Source organism: Streptomyces plumbidurans (assembly GCF_019857225.1).
Lineage (GTDB): Bacteria > Actinomycetota > Actinomycetes > Streptomycetales > Streptomycetaceae > Streptomyces > Streptomyces plumbidurans.
The window spans coordinates 1-22514 of sequence record NZ_JAFJSY010000101.1 but is presented as its reverse complement, the minus strand read 5'-3'; the positions used below and the strand labels follow the sequence as shown (position 1 = coordinate 22514).

21 protein-coding genes and 1 riboswitch are annotated in these 22514 nt (G+C 70.1%); of the genes, 17 read left to right on the top strand and 4 right to left on the bottom strand.

The window, feature by feature from the left end; translation table 11 throughout:
* Positions 1-468 precede the first annotated feature (468 nt).
* From JYK17_RS36660 to JYK17_RS36645, 4 genes are all read right to left on the bottom strand, one after another.
* Complete coding sequence (locus JYK17_RS36660; RefSeq protein ID WP_222812081.1) at positions 469-1293, bottom strand: DUF1684 domain-containing protein; 825 nt, start codon at positions 1291-1293, stop codon at positions 469-471.
* A 69-nt stretch (positions 1294-1362) separates the two neighbouring features.
* Positions 1363-2286 carry an LLM class F420-dependent oxidoreductase gene (locus JYK17_RS36655; RefSeq protein ID WP_222812080.1) on the bottom strand — a complete coding sequence of 308 codons (924 nt, stop codon included), beginning with the start codon at positions 2284-2286 and terminating at the stop codon, positions 1363-1365.
* A gap of 105 nt (positions 2287-2391) precedes the next feature.
* Positions 2392-3792 (bottom strand): NtaA/DmoA family FMN-dependent monooxygenase, encoded by a 1401-nt coding sequence (locus tag JYK17_RS36650; RefSeq protein WP_222812079.1) that lies wholly within the window; start codon positions 3790-3792, stop codon positions 2392-2394.
* The gene (locus JYK17_RS36645) at positions 3789-4895 is read right to left on the bottom strand and encodes an LLM class flavin-dependent oxidoreductase (protein ID WP_108007956.1); all 1107 of its coding nucleotides are present in this window, start codon (positions 4893-4895) and stop codon (positions 3789-3791) included. Before JYK17_RS36645 ends, JYK17_RS36650 begins: the two co-directional genes overlap by 4 nt.
* A gap of 356 nt (positions 4896-5251) precedes the next feature.
* Between JYK17_RS36645 and JYK17_RS41345 the strand changes: the two genes are divergently transcribed.
* The 17 genes from JYK17_RS41345 (at position 5252) to JYK17_RS36565 (ending at position 22279) form a co-directional block, all read left to right on the top strand.
* A complete protein-coding gene (locus JYK17_RS41345) occupies positions 5252-5362 on the top strand; it encodes a putative leader peptide (protein WP_340643630.1) in 111 nt (36 codons plus the stop codon).
* Between the two features lie 135 nt (positions 5363-5497).
* Positions 5498-6370 (top strand): glutathione S-transferase C-terminal domain-containing protein, encoded by an 873-nt coding sequence (locus JYK17_RS36640; RefSeq protein ID WP_128803217.1) that lies wholly within the window; start codon positions 5498-5500, stop codon positions 6368-6370.
* A gap of 65 nt (positions 6371-6435) precedes the next feature.
* Positions 6436-6544, top strand: a riboswitch (SAM riboswitch).
* Between the two features lie 324 nt (positions 6545-6868).
* Positions 6869-7849 carry an amino acid ABC transporter permease gene (locus JYK17_RS36635; protein ID WP_108007958.1) on the top strand — a complete coding sequence of 327 codons (981 nt, stop codon included), beginning with the start codon at positions 6869-6871 and terminating at the stop codon, positions 7847-7849.
* On the top strand, positions 7846-8643 hold the full coding sequence (locus JYK17_RS36630) for an amino acid ABC transporter ATP-binding protein (protein WP_128803218.1): 798 nt from the start codon (positions 7846-7848) through the stop codon (positions 8641-8643). The genes JYK17_RS36635 and JYK17_RS36630 overlap by 4 nt, the downstream gene beginning before the upstream one ends.
* A 64-nt stretch (positions 8644-8707) precedes the next feature.
* Positions 8708-9733: an ABC transporter substrate-binding protein gene (locus JYK17_RS36625; RefSeq protein ID WP_222812078.1), complete on the top strand. Its 1026-nt coding sequence runs from the start codon at positions 8708-8710 to the stop codon at positions 9731-9733.
* 88 nt (positions 9734-9821) lie between these two features.
* Positions 9822-10547: a GNAT family N-acetyltransferase gene (locus JYK17_RS36620; RefSeq protein ID WP_222812077.1), complete on the top strand. Its 726-nt coding sequence runs from the start codon at positions 9822-9824 to the stop codon at positions 10545-10547.
* A gap of 112 nt (positions 10548-10659) precedes the next feature.
* Entirely contained in the window at positions 10660-11874 is a 1215-nt protein-coding gene (locus tag JYK17_RS36615) for an LLM class flavin-dependent oxidoreductase (RefSeq protein WP_222812076.1), read from the top strand.
* Between the two features lie 21 nt (positions 11875-11895).
* Positions 11896-13272, top strand: a complete 1377-nt coding sequence (locus tag JYK17_RS36610) for an NtaA/DmoA family FMN-dependent monooxygenase (protein ID WP_108007963.1) — start codon at positions 11896-11898, stop codon at positions 13270-13272.
* Complete coding sequence (locus JYK17_RS36605; protein ID WP_222812075.1) at positions 13269-14360, top strand: LLM class flavin-dependent oxidoreductase; 1092 nt, start codon at positions 13269-13271, stop codon at positions 14358-14360. Before JYK17_RS36610 ends, JYK17_RS36605 begins: the two co-directional genes overlap by 4 nt.
* Positions 14353-15522 (top strand): LLM class flavin-dependent oxidoreductase, encoded by a 1170-nt coding sequence (locus tag JYK17_RS36600; protein WP_108007965.1) that lies wholly within the window; start codon positions 14353-14355, stop codon positions 15520-15522. Before JYK17_RS36605 ends, JYK17_RS36600 begins: the two co-directional genes overlap by 8 nt.
* 42 nt (positions 15523-15564) lie before the next feature.
* Positions 15565-16122: an NADPH-dependent FMN reductase gene (ssuE, locus tag JYK17_RS36595; protein ID WP_108007966.1), complete on the top strand. Its 558-nt coding sequence runs from the start codon at positions 15565-15567 to the stop codon at positions 16120-16122.
* Positions 16123-16151: 29 nt separating this feature from the next.
* The gene (locus JYK17_RS36590; RefSeq protein WP_108008083.1) at positions 16152-17252 is read left to right on the top strand and encodes an LLM class flavin-dependent oxidoreductase; all 1101 of its coding nucleotides are present in this window, start codon (positions 16152-16154) and stop codon (positions 17250-17252) included.
* A 253-nt stretch (positions 17253-17505) separates the two neighbouring features.
* On the top strand, positions 17506-18729 hold the full coding sequence (locus tag JYK17_RS36585; protein ID WP_222812074.1) for an acyl-CoA dehydrogenase family protein: 1224 nt from the start codon (positions 17506-17508) through the stop codon (positions 18727-18729).
* A 47-nt stretch (positions 18730-18776) separates the two neighbouring features.
* Positions 18777-19235: an RrF2 family transcriptional regulator gene (locus JYK17_RS36580; RefSeq protein ID WP_108007967.1), complete on the top strand. Its 459-nt coding sequence runs from the start codon at positions 18777-18779 to the stop codon at positions 19233-19235.
* Positions 19236-19913: 678 nt separating this feature from the next.
* Positions 19914-20192 carry a hypothetical protein gene (locus JYK17_RS36575; protein ID WP_128803224.1) on the top strand — a complete coding sequence of 93 codons (279 nt, stop codon included), beginning with the start codon at positions 19914-19916 and terminating at the stop codon, positions 20190-20192.
* A gap of 284 nt (positions 20193-20476) precedes the next feature.
* Positions 20477-21583, top strand: a complete 1107-nt coding sequence (locus JYK17_RS36570; protein WP_222812073.1) for a hypothetical protein — start codon at positions 20477-20479, stop codon at positions 21581-21583.
* A 33-nt stretch (positions 21584-21616) separates the two neighbouring features.
* The gene (locus JYK17_RS36565) at positions 21617-22279 is read left to right on the top strand and encodes a hypothetical protein (RefSeq protein WP_128803225.1); all 663 of its coding nucleotides are present in this window, start codon (positions 21617-21619) and stop codon (positions 22277-22279) included.
* The last annotated feature ends 235 nt before the right edge of the window (positions 22280-22514 follow it).

The window sequence follows — 22514 nt, the reverse complement described above, 5'->3', positions numbered from 1 at the left end:
CATCGGGCACGGGTGGGGTGCGGAGGTACAGCCGTGCGCGGGCGTGCTGGGGCGTGCGCGGGCGTGCGACCCCGGCCGACGCGGGAGCGGTGCCGGGGGAGCGCTGTGCGGAGGGGGATCAAGGAGGCGGAGGATCCTGCGCGATCGGGGGGGATCCGGGGATCCAGGCGGGTCCGGAGGGATTTGGGTTATCTGGGACGGACGGAGATCAGGCGCGAGCGGGTGCCGCGACGGCGGGTGCCGTGCGGCGACCGGCGGCGCGAGGGCCCGTCGGACGGTGGGAGGGGGCTCGTCAGACCCGACAGAGACAGCTGGTCGAGCGCTTGAGGTCGATGTGGCGCCGGCGCGAGAGCCGGGAGAACACGGTGGCGCCGGCGTAGCGGGCGCTGAGGTCACCACCGTGCCGCATATCGGTCCTCCATGGATTCGCCCCGGTCACGGGGGAGCGTGCTTGCGGGGATTTCCGGCTCAGGAGCCGCCGCGCTCGCGGGGGATCTTCTGACCGGCCTCGATCGCCACCGGCAGCCGGTTCTCGGCCGGGGGCAGCGGGCAGGTGGCCAGGTCCGTGTAGGCGCACGGCAGATTGGTGGCGCGGTTGAAGTCCAGGACGACCGTGCCGTCGGCGGCGGGCGGATCGAGGGCCAGGGACCGGTTGGCGGCGTAGGTGGTGACTCCTGAGGTCGCGTCGGTGAACAGCACCATCAGCCGGCCCGCACCATGACCGGGGAACGCGGTCAGCGACAGCGGGCGTCCGTCCAGCTCGAACTCGATCCTGCCCGGAGCGTCGTAGACATGCTCGAGGCCCTCGACGGCGGCGCCCACGGTGGTCGGCCGCGGAGTGTCGAAGGGGATGTAGCGGCCCGTCACGGCCCAGCGCGGGTCGGGGGCGTAGGCCGGCGTTCCGGTGAAGGCCGTGCGCAGCGGGGCGTCCGGGTGCCGGGGGCGCACGATGTCCTGGCCGCCGCGCTTGGCGACCTCGATGACGGCGTCGCCCCAGACGGCATCGACGCCGCCACGCTCGGGCAGTACGCCGAAGCGGTGCTCACCGCGTACCGGTGTCCCGTCGACGAGCAGTTCCTCGCCCTCGTCCAGGTCCACGACGACGCCTTCGGGGCCGGTGCGCCACGCGCCGGGCGCGTCCGGGAAGCGCTGGGGCCGGTCGTCGAGCCAGTGCAGGCCGGTGATCGCCAGGAACCCGTGCGGGGCGGCGAGCCGGGCCTCCTGGGCGCGGTACCACTCCAGCCAGGTCTCGGTGAAGGCGTGGAGGTCCGCGGTGGTGGCCTCGGTGGTCATGGGCAATCTCCTTTGTGGCGGGGTGACTTCGGGCAGGGATGCACGGGCCTGTCGAGCCGACGCGTGTGCTCAGCGGGCAAGTTCGCCGAGGAGTCGCCAGGTCCGTCGGCGGTCGGCTTCTCCGGCGATCTCGGTGGCCGAGAACACGACCTCGGTGGCGCCGGCGTCCCGGTATCGGCGTACCTCGGCCGCGACCGTCTCCTCGTCGCCGATCACGGCCAGGTCGGCGGCCCTTCTACCGCCGGAGAGTTCGATGACCCGTGCGTAGGACGGGATCTGTTCGTAGAAGGCGAGGGTGTCGGTTGCTTTGGCCCGCACGGCGTCGACGTCGTCCGTGACGACGCCGGGCACCAGGGCCACGATCCTGGGCGCGGGGCGGCCCGCGGCCTCGGCGGCGGCGGTCAGGGCGGGCACGATGTGGTCCGCCAGGGCTCGCGGCCCCGCCAGATAGGGCAGGATCCCGTCGGCCAGCTCGCCGCTGACCCGCAGCGCCTGTGGCCCCATCGCGGCCACGAGCAGGGGGACGCCGTTGTCGGCACCCGGTACCCGGGCCGGGACGGGTGTGGTGGCGGTGAGCAGCTCGCCGTGGAAGTCGGCCGTGCCGGTGGTGGTCAACTGCCGCAGGGCGGTGAGGAATTCGCGCAGGCGGGCGATGGGGCGGTCGAAGGGCAGGCCGAAGCCGGTCTCCGTCAGCAGTTTCGTGCCCACGGCCAGACCGAGGTGGTAGCGGCCGTGGGTCGCGGCCTGGGCGGTCAGGGCCTGGCTGGAGACGAGCAGCGGGTGGCGGCCGAAGACGGGGATCGCGGAGGTGCCGACCTGCAGTCCGGGCACCTCGCGTCCGACGATCGCCGCGAGCTGTGGTGAGTCCGCGCCGAAGGTCTGCCCGAACCAGGCCGATGTGACACCGAACCCCGCGGCCTCTTGGGCCAGTTGGACGGTGGCGTCGACCTGGTTCGGCGCGTCGGAGGCGTTGAGCGTTACTCCAACAGTCATGTCAGTCAGAACGGGCATCTGCCGAACCCGCATTCCGGTCGGTGTGTGACAGCTTCTTGTCAGTCATGTGTACGAGGGCACGGGTACAAGGGCCGGCCCGGCGGCTCAGCCGGCCTGTCGCCGGTCCGGTGCGGACCGGTGGGTGAGGGGTGCGCGCAGGCCGAGGTTCTCGCGCAGCGTGGTGCCGGTGTATTCGGTGCGGTAGACGCCGCGTTCCTGCAGTTCCGGGACGAGCAGGTCGACGATGTCGTCGAGGCCGTCGGGGATGAGGTACGGCGTGACGTTGAAGCCGTCGATCGCGCCGTGCCGTACGAAGTGGGCGAACTTGTCGGCCAGACCCGACGGAGTGCCGACGTGCCCGCGCTGCGGACCGAGTGCGATGACGGTCTCCCGCAGCGACCAGCCGTGCGCCTCCGCCTTCGCCCGCCATTCGGCCACGACGGCGCGCGGGTCGGCGATGCGCCGGGCACCGAAGGAGCCGTCGTTCTCCGCGACGACCGGGTCCTCCTTGGGCAATGGCCCGTCGGCGTCGCGGTCGGACAGGTCGATGTTCCACAGCAGTCCGGCGATCCCCAGGGCCGTGGCCGGGGTGACCTGTTGGAGCCTGATCCAGCGCTTCTTCTCCTGGGCCTCCTCCTCGGTGGCGCCGATGATGATCTCGGTGCCGGGCAGGATCCGCAGGTCGTCGTCGGGCCGCCCGACCGTCCGCAGCCGGCGCCGGATGTCGTCGGCGAAGGCCAGCGCGTCGTCGAAGTCGGTGCCGTGCGCGGAGAAGATGACGTCGGCGTTGCGGGCGGCGAAGTCGCGTCCCTCGCCGGAATCCCCGGCCTGGAAGATCACCGGGTGCCCCTGGGCGCTGCGCGGCAGGGTCGGAGCGAGGTCGACGTCGAACTGCGGTCCCTTGTGGCGCACTCGGTGTACGGCACCGGGCGCCGACCAGGCGGGCGCGCCGACGGAGCCGGCGACCGCCCCCTCCTGCCAGCCGTCCCACAGGGCGCGGGCCACGGTGAGGAACTCCTCGGCACGCCGGTAGCGGTCGGCGTGGTCGAGATAGCCGCCGCGACGGAAGTTCGCGCCGGTCCAGGCGTTGTCCGTGGTCACCACGTTCCAGCCGGCGCGGCCCTCGGAGAGCAGGTCGAGGCCGGAGAGGCGGCGAGCCAGATCGGCGGGTTCGTTGAAGGTGGAGTTGGAGGTGGAGACCAGGCCGATGCGCCGGGTGACCGCGGCGAGCGCCGCGAGCTGGGTGATGGCGTCCGGTCGTCCGGCCACGTCAAGATCGTGGATTTTGCCGTCGACCTCGCGCAGCCGCAGCCCCTCGCCGAGGAAGAACGCGTCGAACAGGCCGCGTTCGGCGGTCTGGGCGACCCGGCGGAAGGAGGCCGGGTCGATCTGGGCGCCGCTGTCGGGGGCGGACCAGATGGTCCAGTGGTTGACGCCCTGGAAGAACACCCCGAAGTGGAGCCGGGCGTGCGGCCGGGGGACGTCGAGGGGATCGGTGCGGGTCATCGGGCGTCCTCCTGGCCGGCCGGGGCAGCGGCGGCGAAGCGATTGGCGGGGCGCTGCAGACCCAGGGTCGAGCGCAGGGATGTACCGGGCAGCGGACGGGCGACCAGACGCCGCTCGGTCAGGGCCGGAAGGACGAGGCGGGACAGGACGGCCAGGTCCTCGTCGATCACCAGGGGATGCAGCCGTACGCCGTCGACGTGACGGCTCAACTCGCCCAGCAGTGCGACCAGTTGATCCGCGGAACCGATGTGCCGGAGCCTTCCCCGGTCCCGCCACGGCGCGTGGCGTTCCAGGTCGGCGACGCGCTCGGAGGCCGTATCCCGCGGGGTGTCCAGCGCCACCTCCACCTCGGCGAACACGCGCGGGGTACCGGCGACGGCGGCGGCCGTCGCGACCGCCGCGGGGTCGCGGCCCTCGACGAGAGCGACGTCGAGCCGTGCGGCCGGGACCCGGTCGGGCCGGCCCAGGACGACGAGCTGCCCCTGCGGCGGGCGCGGCACGATCGCCGGGCCCTTGACGGCATACGTGTCACCGGTGAAGTCGATGTAATGGAGCCGCTCCCGATCGAGGTAGCGGCTGGTGGCCACGGACCGGATGACCGCGTCGTCCTCCCACGAGTCCCACAGGGCACGGGCCACCTCCACCCCGTCCCTCGACTCCCGGGCCCGCGCCTCGGCGTCGGCGACCGGTGGGCGCCCCCAGGCGCGGGCCGCCTCGGGACGCTCCTCCTCCGTCACCACCCACCCGGCGCGACCGGCGGAGACGTGGTCCAGGGACGCCAACTGACTGGCGACGTGGAAGGGTTCGGCATACGTCACCGGGACGACCGGCGCGATGCCGATGGTGCTCGTGGATGCCGCGACGAAGGCCGCCCGCTCGACCGCGCCGATCCGGCCCACCGCATCCGGTGCGGCGCCGGGCGGCAGTACGCCGTCGTCCAGGGTGATCAGGGTGAACCCGGCGTTCTCCGCGAGGGCGGCGACCCGGGCCACCCGGCGCGGGGTGAGCAGCTGGTCGGGAGCGTGGGCGGCGCGGCGCCAGGCCGCGGGGTGGGCGCCGTCGCCGTCCAGCTCGACGGCGAGGTGCAGGGCAGGACCGGACAAGGGGGTTCCTTCCGAGAACACGACGACTCGCGGCCACAGGGCCACGACGAGACAGCCGGCGGGACCGGCCGGCAGGAGTCAGGCGTGTACGGAAGGACAGACGGCGGAGGAGGTGCGGCAGTAGTCGACGTGTCGCCGGGTGATCAGCCGCGCACCGGTGCGCGCACCGTGCGGTGCCGCGTCCAGTGCGTGCATCGGAGCCTCCACCTGTCAGCGACTTTCCCGTTCACCGTAAGTCGTCCGCCCCTGTGAATGTCAAGGTCGACCGCGTCCGCGATGCGGGACGGCCCTCTTGACGCCGATGTCGGTCGGATCGACACTCACTGAGGGAATCCTAGTGAATAGGTAGGGAAAATATGAGGCGTCCGGAGCCGGTCACCGCGTGCGTGAGCCGTTCGCCTCTGCTGACCTCCCGCCTTCACATCGACCTGCTGCGTGTCTGCAGCGCGATCGGCCCCCAGGGCTGAGCCGGCGCCGATCCCATGCCGGCGGCGCCCTCCGCGAGCGGGGCTCGCGCGTCCGCCACGCACGGATGAACCCCGCTCCCTCACCCGACGTCGCTTCCGCCGCGCGTACCTCCGCGCCCGCTTCCGGGGAGAGTCATGACCGTCACATCGCCGGCCGCCCACAGAACCCACCGAACACACCGACCCGCGCCCGCCTTCCGGGGCCGGATCGGCAGCGACGCACGCAGCGGCCACTACGCCGTCGCGGGCCGCTACCGCCTCCATCTGTCGACCGCCTGTCCCGACGGCCTGCGCATCGCCGTCACCCACGGCCTGCTCGGCCTGGACAGCGTCTGTCCGGCCACCTTCCTGCCCGCCGTCCCCGACAGCCCCGACGGCGGCCACTCGGCCCTGCGGCCGCTGTACGAGGCCAGCGCCCACCGGTACTCCGGCCCGGCCGTCGCGCCGGTGCTCAGCGACGACTGGTCCGGACGGATCGTCAGCACCCATGCGCCGGACATCATGCGCGACCTCGACCGCCGGTTCGGCGGCGACCGTCTCCCGCTCTACCCGTGCGGTACGGAGGCGAAGATCGAGGCGGTCGAGCGGATGTGCGCGCAGGGCATCGAACAGGCCGCGCAACGCGCCGGATCGTCCGGTGGCGAGCCGGTGGAACGTGACATGGCACTGACCGCGCTCCTGGAGACGCTCGGCGCCCTGGAACGCCGGCTCGCAGGGCGCACGTACCTGATCCGCGACGAAATCACCGCCGCCGACGTCGAGTTGTGGGTCGCCCTGGTCCAACTCGACCTCGTGCACCGCAACCACCTCGACGCCTCCGCCGTCCAGCGCATCGCCGACCACCCGACCCTGTGGGCCTACGCCCGCCGCCTGACCGCCCACCCGGCCTTCGGCCGTCACCTCGACCTCACCGGCATCGCCCGCCGCCACCACGCCCGCTGCCACGGTCTGGAGGCCGCCGGAGCGGCCGTCCCGATCCTGGACTGGGCGGCACACTCCACCCGTTAGCCGTTCCACCTGGTGGACCGGCATTGACAGTCGTTCGGGCAATTGCTTTAACTACGGCCCAGAACGGTCATGAGTGTCAGCGACAAGCCCTGGCTTGCTGACCGGCAACCCTCGCGCCGCGGTGGGGTGCCCCAGGTGAGGACCGGACCGAAGACGTTTCGGTAAGCGCGAGGCCCACAGGGCCGGAACAGTGACGGTGACGCCATGTACGCAGCTCCCAGGACGGCCACGCGCCGCCCACAGGGCTGCGTACAGCCGTACCCGAACCCGCTCGTCGCCGATCGCGCCGTCGACCTGCTCCGCGTGAACAGCGCACTGTGTACCGCACCGGGCCGTGCCCGCTGTCGGGGCTGACCTCTCTCCGCAGCCCCCGCCTTCCCTGACGAACGCCGCCCGAGCGGTGTGCCGTTGCCCTCCCCGCCCCCGGTGCCTCGCCGGCGCATCCGCCGTCGCATGCCGCCGCGCCGTCCGGGGTGTCCGAACCTGCCGGAGCCCACCATGAGTGAACCCCCAGGCGCCACCGTCACGCTCACGCGGTCGTCCAGCGCCGACGAACCGTCAACACCGCTCACCGCGCAGCGAGTTCTGCCGCTGCGGCGCCCCGGGCGCTGGATCGCCACCGCGGTCGTACTCGTCCTGGTCGCCCAGTTCGTGCACGGACTGGTGACCAACCCCTTCTACCAGTGGGACCGCTGGAGTTACTGGTTCCTGCGCCCGACCATCCTCGACGGCCTCGTGATCACCCTCGAAGTCACCGCCTACAGCGCGGTGCTGGGCCTGATCGGCGGCATCGTGCTCGCCCTGGCCCGGCTGTCGAAGAGCCCCGTGCTGCGCGCGGTCAGCTGGACCTACGTCTGGGTGCTGCGCTCCGTCCCGCTCATCGTGGTGCTGATCTTCCTCTACAACTTCAGTGCCCTGTACAAGACGCTGAGCGTCGGCATTCCCTTCGGCCCGGCCTTCTTCTCCTTCGACGAGTCGAAACTCGCCACCGACATGGTCGTCGCCGTCGTCGGCCTCAGCCTCAACGAGGCCGCCTACGCGGCCGAGGTCGTCCGCGGCGGCATCCTCTCCGTCGACCAGGGCCAGCACGAGGCGGCAGCCGCGCTCGGCCTGCCCAAGGGCTACCAGTTCCGGAGAATCATCTTCCCGCAGGCGCTGCGCTCCATCGTCCCGAACTACGTCAACCAGCTGATCGGCCTGATCAAGGGCACCTCGCTGGTCTTCTACGTCTCCCTGCTCGACCTGTTCGGCTCCGCGCAGACCATGGGCTCCACCTATCCGGGCGACATCGTGCCGCTGCTGCTGGTCGTCACCGTCTGGTACCTGATCCTGACCAGCGTCGTCTCCGTCATCCAGTTCTACGTCGAGCGGCACTACGCCCGCGGTGCCACCCGCAGTCTGCCGCCGACACCGCTGCAGAGGCTCCGCACCGGTCTCACCGACCTGCGGGCCCGCATCCGCAAGGAGGCCGCCGTATGACCGCCGCCACGCTCGAAGCCCTGGCCGACGTCGAGGCCGCCACCGTCGAGGTGCACGACGTGCACAAGTGGTACGGCACCCACCGGGTGCTGGACGGCGTCGACCTGACCGTCCGCCCCGGCGAGGTCACCGTGATCCTCGGCCCCTCCGGCTCCGGCAAGTCCACCCTGCTGCGGGTCATCAACCATCTGGAGAAGCCCGAGATCGGCCACGTCAGCATCAACGGCGAGCTGATCGGCGTGAAGCGGCACGGCGACCGGCTCAAGGAACTGAGCGAGCGGGCCATCCTCACCCAGCGCGGCCGGATCGGCTTCGTCTTCCAGAACTTCAACCTCTTCCCGCACCTGACCGTCCTCGACAACGTCGCCGCCGCCCCGGTCGCCACCGGCAGGCTCAGCAAGCCCGAAGCCCAGGAACTCGCCCGCGAGTTGCTCGGCCGGGTCGGGCTCGCCGACAGGACCGGCGCCTACCCGCGCCAGCTCTCCGGCGGCCAGCAGCAGCGCGTCGCCATCGCCCGCGCCCTGGCCCTGCGCCCCGGCGTCATTCTCTTCGACGAGCCCACCTCCGCCCTGGACCCGGAGCTGGTCGGCGAAGTCCTCGCCGTCATCAAGGACCTGGCGACCAGCGGTACGACCCTCGTCATCGTCACCCACGAGATCGGCTTCGCCCGCGAGATCGCCGACCGGGTCGTCTTCATCGACGGCGGAAGGATCATCGAGCAGGGCCCGCCCTCCGAAATCCTCGACAACCCGCGGCACGAGCGGACCAGGGACTTCCTCAGCAAGGTCCTCTGAACCCGCGTCCCCTTCGGACCTCCCCCCACGCCACCCTCATCACCTCCAGCGACAAGGAACGGCCATGCCCACCCAGTTCACCCGACGCAGCCTGATACGCGGCATCACCGCGGCGACCGCCGTCGCCTCCCTGGCCACCGGGCTCACCGCCTGCGGTGGCAACAGCGACGCGGCCACCTCCACCGACAGCGCCAAGTCCGGCGAGGTCGTCATCGGGCAGGTCTCCAACGGCGCCGCCGAGCAGACCTCCATCAAGGTCGGCGAGGTCAAGTCCATCAGCGCCGAACTGCCCGCCGCGGTCAGGAAGAGCGGCAAGCTGGAGATCGGCATCGGCGCCCTGCCGTCCGGCTTCCCGCCGCTGGCGTACGTGGGCAGCGACCAGAAGACCCTCACCGGCGCCGAGCCCGACCTCGGCCGTCTGGTCGCCGCGGTCCTGGGCCTCAAGCCCGAGGTGAAGAACTCCACGTGGGAGAACCTCTTCGTCGGCATCGACAGCGGCAAGATCGACGTTGCCTTCTCCAACGTCACCGACACCGAGGAACGCAAGAAGAAGTACGAGTTCGCCTCCTACCGGCAGGACAACCTCGCCTTCACCGTGCCGAAGAAGAGCACCTGGAACTTCGACGGGAACTACGAGAACCTCGCCGGCAAGACCGTCTCCGTCAGCTCCGGCACCAACCAGGAGAAGATCCTCCTGGAGTGGAAGGCGAAGCTGGCCAAGGAAGGCAAGAAGCTCACCGTCAAGTACTTCCAGACCAGCAACAGCGTCTACCTGGCCCTGTCCAGCGGCAAGATCGACGCGTACCTCGGGCCCAACCCCGGCATCGCCTACCACAACCGGCAGGTCGCGAACACGCCCAACGCCACCCGCACCGCCGGCACCTACTCGGGCGCCGGCGCGAGCCTGCAGGGCCTGATCGCGGCCACCGCGAAGAAGGACAGCCGCCTGGCCAAGCCGCTCGCCGACGCCATCAACCACCTGATCAAGAACGGTCAGTACGCCGCGTGGCTCAAGGCCTACAACCTCTCCAACGAGGCCGTCGCCAAGTCCGAGGTCAACCCGCCCGGACTGCCGCTCGACAACTCCTGACCCACGTGTGCCGGGGACTCCACCGCCGCCTCGCAGTGGAGTTCCCGCGCGCCGAACACCCGAGTCGAACACCGGAGACCGCCACACCATGTCCGTCATCGCCCTCGACGCCGGCTCCTCGCACATCCTGGACAACCCCGCCTGGGCCGCGCTCACCGGCCCGCACACCCACTTCGCCGAGCGCATCGGCCGCGCCGTCCGATACCAGCAGGACGTGGCCCCCTTCCACGCCGTCGCAAGCGAGGACGACCCGCGCTCCTGGACCGACCTCGCCGCACTCGTCGGCCCCGGCGGCACCGCCTCGGTGCGGGGCGTCACCGACGTGCCGGAGGGGTGGGAGGTGGTGCGCACCGGGCACGGCGTCCAGCTCGTGGACACCTCCCTGCGTGCCGAACCCGACCCCGAGGCCGTACGACTCGGCCCCGCCGACGTGCCCGAGATCCTCGACCTGGTCGCCCGCACCGAGCCGGGCCCCTATCTGCCCCGCACCGTCGAGCTGGGCACCTACCTCGGCATCCGTCACCGCGGCCGCCTCGTCGCCCTCGCCGGGGAGCGGCTGCACCCACCCGGCTGGACGGAGATCAGCGCCGTGTGCACCGACCCCGAGCACCGCGGCCGGGGCCTGGCCACCCGGCTGGTCCGTGCGGTCGCCGCCGGCATCAAGGAGCGCGGCGAACGCCCCTTCCTGCATGCCGCGGCCACCAACGCGAACGCGATCCGGCTGTACGAGTCGATCGGCTTCACCCTGCGCTGCCGCACGGTCTTCTCGCTCGTCCGGCACACAGGGGCCGCCGCTCTGGAAGAAACGGCATAGGAGGAGCGACCCGGACCAGCGCCCTCTGCAGTTCCTCAGCCGTTCTCCATCCGCCGTTGGCCCCGTTCCCGCGGGCCGGTGTTCCCGTACGGATCTCCAGGAAGGCACCCTCGTGTCCTCAACCCCCGCTTCCCACCTGCACCTTGCCGTCGCCCTGGACGGCACCGGCTGGCACCCCGCCTCCTGGCGGGAGCAAGTGGCCCGGCCCCACGAGCTGTTCACCGCCGGGTACTGGGCCGACCAGGTCGCCGAGGCCGAGCGCGGTCTGCTCGACTTCGTGACACTGGAGGACGGCCTGGGCCTGCAGTCCTCGCACTACGGCGAGCTCGACGGCCGCACCGACCAGGTCCGCGGACGCCTCGACGCCGTACTGATCGCCGCCCGCATCGCCCCGCTGACCCGGCACATCGGCCTGGTCCCGACCGCGGTGGTCACCCACACCGAGCCGTTCCACATCTCCAAGGCGATCGCGACCCTCGACTACGTCAGCACCGGCCGCGCCGGCCTGCGGGTGCAGATCACCGCACGCCCGAACGAGGCCGACCACTTCGGCCGCCGCACCTTCCCGCCGATCGACCTGGAGCAGCTCCGCAGCCCGGCCGGACAGGAACGGCTGACCGACCTGTTCGACGAGGCCGCCGACTACGTCGAGGTCGTGCGGCGGCTGTGGGACAGCTGGGAGGACGACGCCGAGATCAGGGACGCCGCCACCGGCCGCTTCATCGACCGCGACAAGCTGCACTACATCGACTTCGAGGGCCCGCACTTCAGCGTCAAGGGCCCCTCCATCACCCCGCGCCCACCGCAGGGCCAGCCGCTGGTCACCGCCCTGGCCCACCAGACCGTCCCGTACCGGCTGGTGGCCCGGCAGGCCGACGTCGGCTACGTCACCCCACAGAACGCCGCGGACGCGCGGGCGATCGTCGCCGAGGTCCGCACCGAACAGGAGAGGGCCGGGCGTGCCGGTGAACTCCTGCACGTCTTCGGCGACTTGGTGGTCTTCCTGGACGACGAGCAGGCCGCCGCCGAGGACCGCCGCGCACGTCTGGACTCCCTCGCGGGCCAGCCGTACGCCAGTGACGCCCGCATCTTCGCCGGGACGCCCGCCCAACTCGCCGACCTCCTTCGAGAGTTGGGGGAGGCGGGACTGAGCGGCTTCCGGCTGCGGCCCGCCGTCACCGGGCACGACCTGCCCGCCATCTCCCGGGGCCTGGTCCCCGAACTCCAGCGCCGTGGCGCCTTCCGCACCGCCTACGAGGCCGACACCCTGCGCGGTCTGCTGGGCCTGCCCCGCCCCGCCAACCGCTACGCCACCGCCACTGCCTGAGCCGGAAGGACCCGTACCCCCATGACCAGCAAGCCGATCAAGCAGATCCATCTGGCCGCGCACTTCCCGGGCGTCAACAACACCACCGTGTGGAGCGACCCGGAGGCCGGCAGCCATATCGAGTTCAGCTCCTTCGCGCACTTCGCGCGGACCGCCGAACGCGCCAAGTTCGACTTCCTCTTCCTCGCCGAAGGACTCAGGCTGCGCGAACAGGGCGGCAAAATATACGACTTGGACGTCGTCGGCCGACCCGACACCTTCACGATTCTCGCCGCGCTCGCCGCCGTCACCGAACACCTGGGCCTGACCGGCACCATCAACTCCACCTTCAACGAGCCCTACGAGGTGGCCCGGCAGTTCGCCAGCCTCGATCATCTCTCCGGCGGCCGCTCCGCCTGGAACGTCGTCACCTCCTGGGACGCCTTCACCGGCGAGAACTTCCGCCGCGGCGGCTTCCTCCCGCAGGACGAGCGCTACTCCCGCGCCAAGGAGTTCCTGGCCACCACGAACGAGCTCTTCGACTCCTGGCACGGCGACGAGATCCTCGCCGACCAGGCCACAGGGACCTTCCTGCGCGACGCGAAGGCCGGCTCCTTCGTCCACACGGGCCGGCACTTCGACATCCACGGCCAGTTCAACGTCCCACGCTCCCCGCAGGGCCGCCCCGTCATCTTCCAGGCCGGCGACTCCGAAGAGGGCCGCGAGTTCGCCGCGTCGAGTGCCGACGCGATCTTCAGCCGCTACGCCACTTTGGACGCGGGCCGGGCCTTCTACCAGGACGTCAAGAACCGGCTCGCCAAGTACGGCCGCAGCCATGACCAGTTGCTGATCCTGCCCGCCGCGAGCTTCGTCCTGGGCGACACCGACGCGGAGGCCGAGGAACTCGCCAAGCAGGTGCGCCGCCAGCAGGTCAGCGGCGCCACCGCCATCAAGCACCTGGAGTTCGTCTGGAACCGGGACCTGTCCTCCTACGACCCCGACGGCCCGCTGCCCGACATCGACCCGGACGTCAGCGACGACCACATCTCCAAGGGCCGCGCCCAGGTGCGGATGTACCGCGACCCGCTGGCCACCGCACGCGAATGGCGCGAACTGGCGGCGGCCAACCACTGGTCCATCCGCGACCTGGTGATCGAGACCGGCAACCGCCAGACCTTCGTCGGCTCCCCGCAGACCATCGCCAAGACCATCGACGACTACGTCCAGGCCGACGTCAGCGACGGCTTCATCCTCGCCCCGCACATCACCCCGGGAGGCCTCGACGCCTTCGCCGACACGGTCGTCCCGCTGCTCCAGGAACGCGGCGTCTTCCGCACCGAGTACGAGGGCCCCACCCTCCGCCACCACCTCGGCCTCGCCCACCCCGACGAGGCGTCCGACGAGCGGGTGGCGTCGTGAAGTTCCTCGCCATCACGCTCATCGTGCACCGCCCGGACCCCGTCACCGGGGTGCGGAAGTCCACCCATGACCGCTTCCGCGAGGTCCTCGACAGCGCCCTGCTGGCCGAGGAGTTGGGCTTTGACGGCTTCGGCGTGGGGGAGCGGCACGAGCGGCCGTTCATCTCCTCGTCCCCGACCGTCGTACTCAGCCATGTGGCCGCCCTGACGAAGCGGATCCGCTTGTTCACCGCGGTCACGACCCTCAGCCTGCTGGATCCCGTCCGGGCCTACGAGGACTACGCCACCCTCGACCACCTGGCGGGTGGCCGCCTCGACCTGATCATCGGCAAGGGCAACGGCGCCGCCCAACGCGACCTGTTCGACGTCACACCCGAGGACCAGTGGGACCGCAACGCCGAGAGCTATGAGGTCTTCCGGAAGATCTGGCGCCAGGACAAGGTCACCGCCGACACCCGCTTCCGTCCCCCGCTGACCGACGCCGAGGTGTGGCCACGGCCGTACCAGCGGCCGATCCGGGTCTGGCACGGCAGCGCCACCAGCAAGGAGTCGGTCGACCTGGCCGCCCGCTACGGCGACCCGCTGTTCTCGGCGAACGTCACCAACCCGATAGAGCCCTACGCCGAGTTGATCCGCCACTACCGCGAACGCTGGGAGTACTACGGCCACGACCCGGCACAGATCGCGGTCGGCGCCGGCTCGGCCGGCCTCCATGTGGCCCGGACCTCCCAGCAGGCCCTTGCCGCCTATCGGCCGATCTTCGAGGCCAACCTGGCCTTCTTCAAGCAGGCGGGCCTTCCCGTGGTCTTCGAGACCCTGGAGGACTTCGTCGAACGCAGATCCGCTCTGATCGGCAGCCCGCAGCAGGTCATCGACAAGGTGCACCGCTACCACGAACAGTTCGGGCACACCGTGCTCCACGTGCAGGCGGACGCGGGCGGGCTGACGGAGTCCCAGCACCGTGCCTCCCTCGAACTGTTCCAGTCCGAGGTCGCCCCCGTGCTGCGTCGGGAGATCCCGGATCCGCCGTTCGCCTGGGGCCCCGTGCTTCCGGCCGCACCGATCACCCAGGAGCCCGCCCGTGCCTGACATCCCCCTCGGCATCCTCGACCTGGTCCCGATCCCGTCCGGCTCGACGGCAGCCGATGCCCTGCGCAACTCCATCGACCTCGCCCGGCAGGCCGAGCGCTTCGGATACGCCCGCTACTGGTTCGCCGAGCACCACCTCAATCCCGGCGTGGCAGGCACGTCACCCGCCGTGGTTCTGGCTCTGACCGCATCCGCCACCTCCACCATCCGGCTCGGTTCCGGGGCCGTGCAGCTCGGGCACCGCACGGCGCTGTCCACGGTGGAGGAGTTCGGCCTGCTCGACGCGCTGCACCCGGGCCGCTTCGATCTGGGCCTGGGCCGCTCGGGCGGCCGCCCGCCGGGACAGCCGGTCGCACCGTTGCCGACGGCGACCCCCGTCGTCGACGGCCGCACCCCGAACGGTCTGCTGATCCCGCCCCGCTTCTCCTTCGAGCATCTGCTCGGCTCACCCCGCATCGCGCTGCAACGCAGGCTGCTCCTGCTGCCCGGGGCCCAGTCGCAGGACTACGCCGAGCAGATCGACGACATCCTCGCCCTGCTGGCGGGCACCTACCGTTCACCGGAGGGTGTCGAGGCGCACGTCGTGCCGGGGGAGGGCGCCGACGTCGAGGTGTGGATCCTGGGCAGCAGCGGTGGCCAGAGCGCCTCGGTCGCGGGCCGGGGCGGTCTGCGGTTCGCGGCGAACTACCACGTCAGCCCGGCCACGGTGCTGGAGGCGGTGGAGGGCTACCGGTCCTGCTTCCAGCCCTCCGAGTTCCTGGACAAGCCGTACGTCAGCGTCTCGGCGGACGTCGTCGTCGCAGAGGACGACGCGACGGCCCGTGAACTCGCCACCGGCTACGACCTGTGGGTGCGCAGCATCCGCACCGCCGAGGGAGCCATCCAGTTCCCGACGCCCGAGGAAGCACGTGCCCACACGTGGACCGACGAGGACCGCGCCCTCGTCCAGGACCGCCTCGACACCCAGTTCGTCGGCTCACCGGGCCGGGTGGCCGACCAGTTGGAACAGCTGCAACAGGCCACGAGCGCGGACGAGTTGCTCATCACGACGATCACTCACGACCACACGGACCGGGTCCGCTCGTACGAACTGCTCGCGGAGGAATGGCGCCGACGAGGTCACTCCCTCAAGCCGTCCGAGTCCGCCGCCGCCCCCGCCTGACCGTCGCCCGCACACGACACGACGAACCGAAAGGCCCCCTCCATGTCCACTGTCCTGTCCGTCTCCGGAAGCCCCTCCGCCACCTCCCGCACCGCTCGGCTGCTGCGTCACCTCGACCAGCGGCTCATCGCGCAGGGGCACGAGGTGACCCCGCTGGACGTTCGTACCCTGCCTGCCGAGGCGCTGCTCGGGGCCGACTTCGGTCACCCGGCGATCGTCCGAGCCACCGCCCTGTTCGAGCAGGCGGACGGGGTGGTGATCGGTACCCCCGTCTACAAGGCCGCCTACTCCGGGCTTCTGAAGTCCCTGCTCGACCTGCTCCCGCAGTACGCCCTGGCGGGCAAGACGGTCCTCCCGCTGGCAACGGGCGGCACCACTGCCCACGTCCTGGCCATCGACTACGCACTGCGCCCGGTGCTGGCCTCGATGGGTCCCGCACACATCACGCCGGGTTGGTTCACGCTCGACAAGGACATCACGGTGGGCGAGGACGGCACGCTGACCGTCGCGTCAGGATCGGCCGAGGCTCTGACCCAGGTCACGGACCAGTTCTCGGCCGCGCTGGGCGGGCGGACGACGCTGCTGGCGGCCGCCGGATGAGCGTCGTACACGGCATCGCGGAGCCCCGAGTGCCTCTCACCTTCCACTGGTTCCTGCCGACCAACGGAGACAGCCGCGACGTCGTCGGCGGCGGCCACGGCACGCCCGCCACGAAATCCGGGCGCGACCGGCCGCCGACGGTCGCCTACCTGAGCCAGATCGCCCGCGCCGCGGAGGACCTGGGCTTCGTCGGCGTGCTCACGCCGACGGGGGCCTGGTGCGAGGACGCGTGGCTGACCACCGCGATGGTGAGCCAGAACACCGAACGTCTGAAGTTCCTCGTCGCCTTCCGCCCCGGCTTCGTCTCGCCGACGCTCGCGGCGCAGATGGCCTCCACCTTCCAGCGGCAGACCGGCGGACGGCTCCTGCTCAACGTTGTCACGGGCGGCGAGAGCCGCGAGCAGCGGGCCTACGGGGACTTCCTGGACAAGGACGCGCGGTATCGCCGTACCGGCGAATTCCTGGAAATCGTACGAGGGTTGTGGGAGGGCAAGACCGTCGACCTGCGCGGCGAGCACCTCCACGTCGAGGACGCGAAGCTCTCCCGGGTGCCCGATCCGATCCCGGAGGTGTACTTCGGGGGCTCCTCCCCGGTCGCCGGAGAAGTCGCCGCCAGGCACGTCGACGTCTACCTCACCTGGGGTGAGCCGCCCGCTGCCGTCGCGGAGAAGATCGCCCGGATCCGGGGGCTGGCCGAGAAGCAGGGGCGCAGCATCCGCTTCGGCATCAGGTTGCACGTCATCACCCGCGACACCTCCGAGCAGGCCTGGGCCGAGGCGAACCGGCTCCTCGACGGCTTCGATCCCGAGGCCGTCAAAGCCGTCCAGGCCGGCCTCGCCCGCAGCGAGTCCGAGGGTCAGCAGCGCATGCTCGCGCTGCACGGTGGCGGCAGTCGGGATCGCCTGGAGATCCACCCCAACCTGTGGGCGGGCATCGGCCTGGTGCGCGGTGGCGCGGGCACCGCTCTGGTCGGCAGCCACGACGAGGTCGCCGAGCGGATCAAGGAGTACCGCGCTCTCGGCATCGACGAGTTCGTGCTCTCCGGCTATCCGCACCTGGAGGAGGCGTACTGGTTCGGCGAGGGTGTCCTGCCGAAGCTTCGGGCGCAGGGCCTGTGGCAGCACCCGTAGGAACTCGCCATCCGGGGGCGTGAATCAGCCGGAGCGCATCAGTATCCCTAGTTTTCCTATCGAATTACTAGGGAAGTGTTGACGGTGGTCCGAGAGGAGCGTGAGGATGGTCAGGCCGACGCGTCACCGCGCACCGCCGCATTCCCACGCTGCCTCGCCGGGCACCGCGTCGCCCTCGTTCCCCGAAGGAAGACGCCATGACCACAGCACCGAGGTGCAGCGACAGCCGTAGTCGCACGAAACGGGTCCGGACATGACGGTGGCGGCGGACGAGGCGACCGGCGCGGGAGCCGGGCAGATCGACTGGCTGCACATAGCCCGCGAGATGGCGGACGACCTGTCGACGGACGCGGCCGAGCGCGAACAGGCCGGCAAGACACCTTTCGGCGAGGTGGCACTGCTGCGCGAATCGGGGCTGCTGACACTGCTGGTGCCCGCCGAGCAAGGGGGAGGGGGCGCGGACTGGCGCACGGCCTACGCGGTCGTCCGGACCGTCGCCGCCGCCGACGGGGCCATCGGCCATCTGCTGGGTCACCACTATTTCCTGTCCTTCAGCGCCCGCTTCTTCGCCGGCCCCGCATGTGTCACCCGGGTCGAGCGGGAGTCGACGGAGGGGCAGTGGTGCTGGGGAGGCGGTATCGCCTCGCACGAACCGCCACTCGTCCTGACCCCCACGGCGAACGGCTATCTGCTGAACGGCTACCAGAGGTACGCCACCGGCGTCGGGATCGCCGACCGGCTGATGGTCCGAGCCGCCCTGTACGGCACCGGTGAACCGCTGGCCGTCCTCGTCGACCCCGCCCAGCCGGGCGTCCTGAGCGGCAGCAGCGGGGACACCTTCGGCCAGCGGCTGGCAGCCAGTGGCGCCGCGGAGTTCGACGCCGTACCGGTCGCGGCGGGCGACGTGTTCGGCTCGCTCTCGCCGGACGAGGGCGTCCTGTCACCCTTCGCTTCCCTCGCCGTGCCGACCGCACGCCTGGTCTCCGCCCAGTTCTGTCTCGGCGTCGCCGAAGGGCTGCTGGCCGAGGTCCACGAGCACGGAAGGGCCGCGCGGTCGTCCCGTCAGCCCTTCTCGCCCCAGACCTGGCCGGGCGGCCCCTCGCAGGATCCGTACGCGCTGACCGTGTACGGCGAACTCGCCGTCGACGCACGTGCCGCGTCCGCTCTCGCCGAGCAGGCGGTGGATGCCCTGATGCGCGGCCTCGCGCAGGGCGAGGAGGTCGACGACGAGGAGTGCGCGGAGATCGCCGTCCTCGCGAGCGTGGCCGAGGCCGCGGCCACTCGGGCCGCGCAGGAAATCACCACCCGTGCCCTGGACGTCGTCGGAGCCGACGCCGCTTCCACGCGGCACGGCTTCGACCGTTTCTGGCGTAACGCCCGGACTCACACCCTGCGCGAACCGGCAGCTCACCGACTGCGCGAGATCGGGGACTACTTCCTCAACGGCGCGCACCCGTCCTTCACCCTTCCTGCCTGACGGCACAGCCGGTGAGGGCAGACACGGCAAGGATGGATAATCGCGGCATGCGGATCTCGGCGCGGGCGGACTACGCGGTACGGGCGGCCCTGGAGCTGGCCGCAGCAGGGGACGAGGCCTCGCTCAAGGCCGAGACCATCGCCGCGGCGCAGGGGATCCCGCACAAATTCCTGGAGGGCATCCTCGGCGACCTGCGCCGGGGCGGCGTCGTGGTCAGCCGGCGGGGCGGAAAGGGCGGCTACCGGCTCGCCCGCCCGGCGGACTCGATCGCCATCGCGGACGTCATCCGTGTGGCGGACGGCCCGCTGGTGTCGGTACGCGGCGTGCGCCCACCCGAGCTCTCCTACTGCGGTCCCGCCCAGTCACTCCTGCCACTGTGGATCGCCGTACGCGCCAACGTCCGCAAGATCCTCGGCGAGGTCACCCTCGCCCACGTGGCCACAGCCAAGCTGCCCGACGAGGTTTTGAGCCTCGCGGAGGATCCGGAGGCGTGGACGAATCCCTGACGGTGTTCTCCGGACGCTTGCTTCCAGCGGGCGACCAGGAGGTGGCGGCGCAGTACCGGACGTTGGCGCGGCGAGCTCCATACGTCCCGCCGGGCGAAAGCAATCTCACAACGCGGACCAGCGGCTGGAGGAGGTTGCCGGAGATCAGATGCCGACGGAGCTGCCCAGCCTCGGGCGAGGACCCACGCGACGGCGATCCGCACCACCCCTCCCTCGGGTACGGCCTTCTTTGAACCTCGGCGCGGCCTCGACTGTCGGCCCGTCAGCACTCCGTCTACGCAGCTGCGGCCTGCGCGTTGTCACCGTGCCCGCCCGCGCAGGTCATCCTTGGGGGCGCCGGGCAATCCAACCAGCCAGGGTCTACGGCCCGGCACGCCCACCTGAGCCGGTGGCCCGAGACACCTTTCCAGACCGGTCTGGGCTGTCATGACCACCCTCCGCTCGGCATCGATGCGTAGATCATCCCGGCGACGCACCCGTAAGATCTTTGCTCGTGCGGACGGCCGGTGGATGACCTTCAGCTGGTTCTGAGCGGCCGCACCAGTGAAGCCATGGGGGAGGCCGGACGGCGATTGAAGGCATGCGGCAAGTACTGCGTCATCGGCCATGCGGCCGGTGGATCGGCATCTTGGGGGCGCTGTGACCGGCGAAGGTGATCACCAACGGCTTGATCTCGACGTGATCGAGAGCATGGGCAGGGGACTGAGCAGTATCAAGAAGGCGTTCGACGGGATCGGGAAACTCGGCGACTACTCCGACGACTTCGGCAATGGGCATCTCGCAGACAAGTTCAAGGACTTCGCCGACAACTGGGAGATCAGCAGGGAGAAGCTGACCGGGGAGGTCGACGCGCTGGCGAGTATCGCGAAGGCCGCTGCGAAGGCGTACGAAGACATCGATCACCAGCTGGCAGAAGCCATTCGGGGTTCTCAGGACCCGAAAGGGAAGGGGAAGTAGGCCGTGGGGGGGGAAGGCCACGCGACTGGCATCCGGTGGCGGAGAGTGACCCGATTCCCGGAGACCCTGACCGAGTGGCGTCGCTGGGCAAGACGCTGCGTAAGACAGCGGACGAGCTTGAGCGTCAGATCAAGAATCTGAAGGCGGTTGCCGAGGTAGACGCTTGGGACAGCAAGGCGGGAAAGGAGTTCCGTAGCAAGGCGAGAGGGAATGTCTAGAAGCTGGAGGCTGCGTTCAAGCGGTACGACACGGCGGCGACGGCCATCGGCTCCGCGGTCGTCGAGGTGGGCGGTGGCTACGAGGACAAGCTGCACGCCAGGCCCCGGAATTATGCCTCCGATCTGAACCGTGCCCAGGAGATCGCCGACGCGGCCCTGAAGGATGCCCAGGACGCCGAGGAGCGCAGGGGAGCCGCGCAGAAAAGTCTGGACGGCATGTCCGACAGGGGGCGGAAGAAAGAAGACGTCGGCAAGGACCGCAAGGATTACGAGGCGAAGCGGGACGCGGCCAAGGACGAGATCGAGGCCGCGCGCGAGAAAATCAACCACGCCAAGAAGATTCGTGACGACGCGGCCAAGCGCGCCGCCGACTCCGTCGACGCGATCATCAACCACGACTCCCTGAAGGACGGCTTCTGGGACACGCTGGTCAAGGATATTGCCGACGTCACATCCTGGGTTGCCACAGTCTGCGGGATCCTGTCCCTACTTGTCGGCTGGATCCCGGTGATCGGGCAGGCGCTGGCCGGCGTCCTGGGCGCCATTGCGATGATCGCGACCCTCATCAACTTCGCCGCGACATTCATCGAAGTGCTGCAGGGTAACGCGGAGTGGATGGATCTGGGTATGGCCGCCCTCGGGTTCCTCATGATGGGTGTCGGAAAGGGCTTTTCCAAGATCGCCGGAAAGTTCACCAAGGAGGCGCTGCGCAGGTTGGGCAGGGCTGGGGCGGCTCGCACCGCCCGTCAACTGGGTCGGGCCAATAGGAATATTCGACGAGTGTCCGGAAGGCGGTTCGGGCTGGACATGAGGGATGCTTGGAATTCCCTCAAGGAGCCCTTTACCGAGCCGTTCTCCAAGAGTGCTTGGAGTAACAATCTCAAGGCATTGAAGCCCGGAATCGGGAACTACAACCAGGCCTGGAACGAGTTTCGTGCGAGGGGTGGCGGGAGCCTGCTCAAGGGAATTCCCAAGTCCTTCTCCATGGCTGATCCGGGTGTGGCGTCCGATCTCAAGTCGATCAAAATGGGAACAGCGGCCCTCAGCGGGCAATTCGACACCAATGCACTGAATAAGATCTCGCGGACCGCCAGCCGCATGTCGGTAGTCGGGGCTGGCATTACGCTGGGCGGGCTGGGCCTGGACGGAAACCTTGACCCGCTCCTGGGCTGAGCAGACGACCATACTTCGCTGAAAGGGAGAGACGTGAGCGCATCGAGCGACCCCCCACCGCTGGATGAAAATTGGGAGGTGATCTTCGAATTTCAGCCAGGCTGGATCGACCTGACGCTTCAGGAAGGTACGAAGGCCGAGGCGATGGCCCTGTCCACGGACGTGGTGAATGGCCTCAATCCGCTCGGTCTGGAGATCGAGACAAGCGCGGCTTTCGACGACATGGTCCGACGGGCCGTGCGCCTGAACAGCGATGTGCCGGCCCTCGCGGCGGCGTACTACACAGAGGCGGGGGAGGCGCTCGCCGACCTCATGGTCGACGGTTATGGCGATGAGGGCGTTCCCCGGCCCAGCGCTGAGGAGGTCACCCCCATGATGCTGCAGTGGGGGAATGCCCGGGTCACCGGGGAACCGCAGATTACCCGGCTCGAGCTGCCTGCCGGACCGGCGGTCCGGGTCCAGTCCATGCTGGAGGTGAAGCGCTGGCTCGGATTCGGCCGGAAGCTTGCCGAGTACATTCGCTACGCCGTCTTCCCGCCCCGCATGAAAACCCTTGTTGTTGTCACCGTGACTTGGGAGAAGATCGCCCGTTCTGAAGAGATCACGGCACTGGCCGACGAGGCCCTGCGCTCCATGCAGCTCAATCCAGTCTCCGAAGAGGGCGTGCCGATCCCTGCCGACGGAGAAACCGAGTGAAGACGGCGGAGCAGTTCTCCTCGCCGCCCAAGGATTACCGCGTCATCGTGCCGGACGGCTGGTTTCAGGTTCCGCTCGATCCACTCGATCCGCTCGATCCGCTCCTGGGCTGAGCGGACGACCATGCCCTGCCGAAAGGGAGAGACGTGACCGCATCGAGCGAGGGTGCTCCCCTGGCTGAACCCTACGAGTGCATCTTCGAATTTCAGCCAGGCTGGATCGACCTGACGCTTCA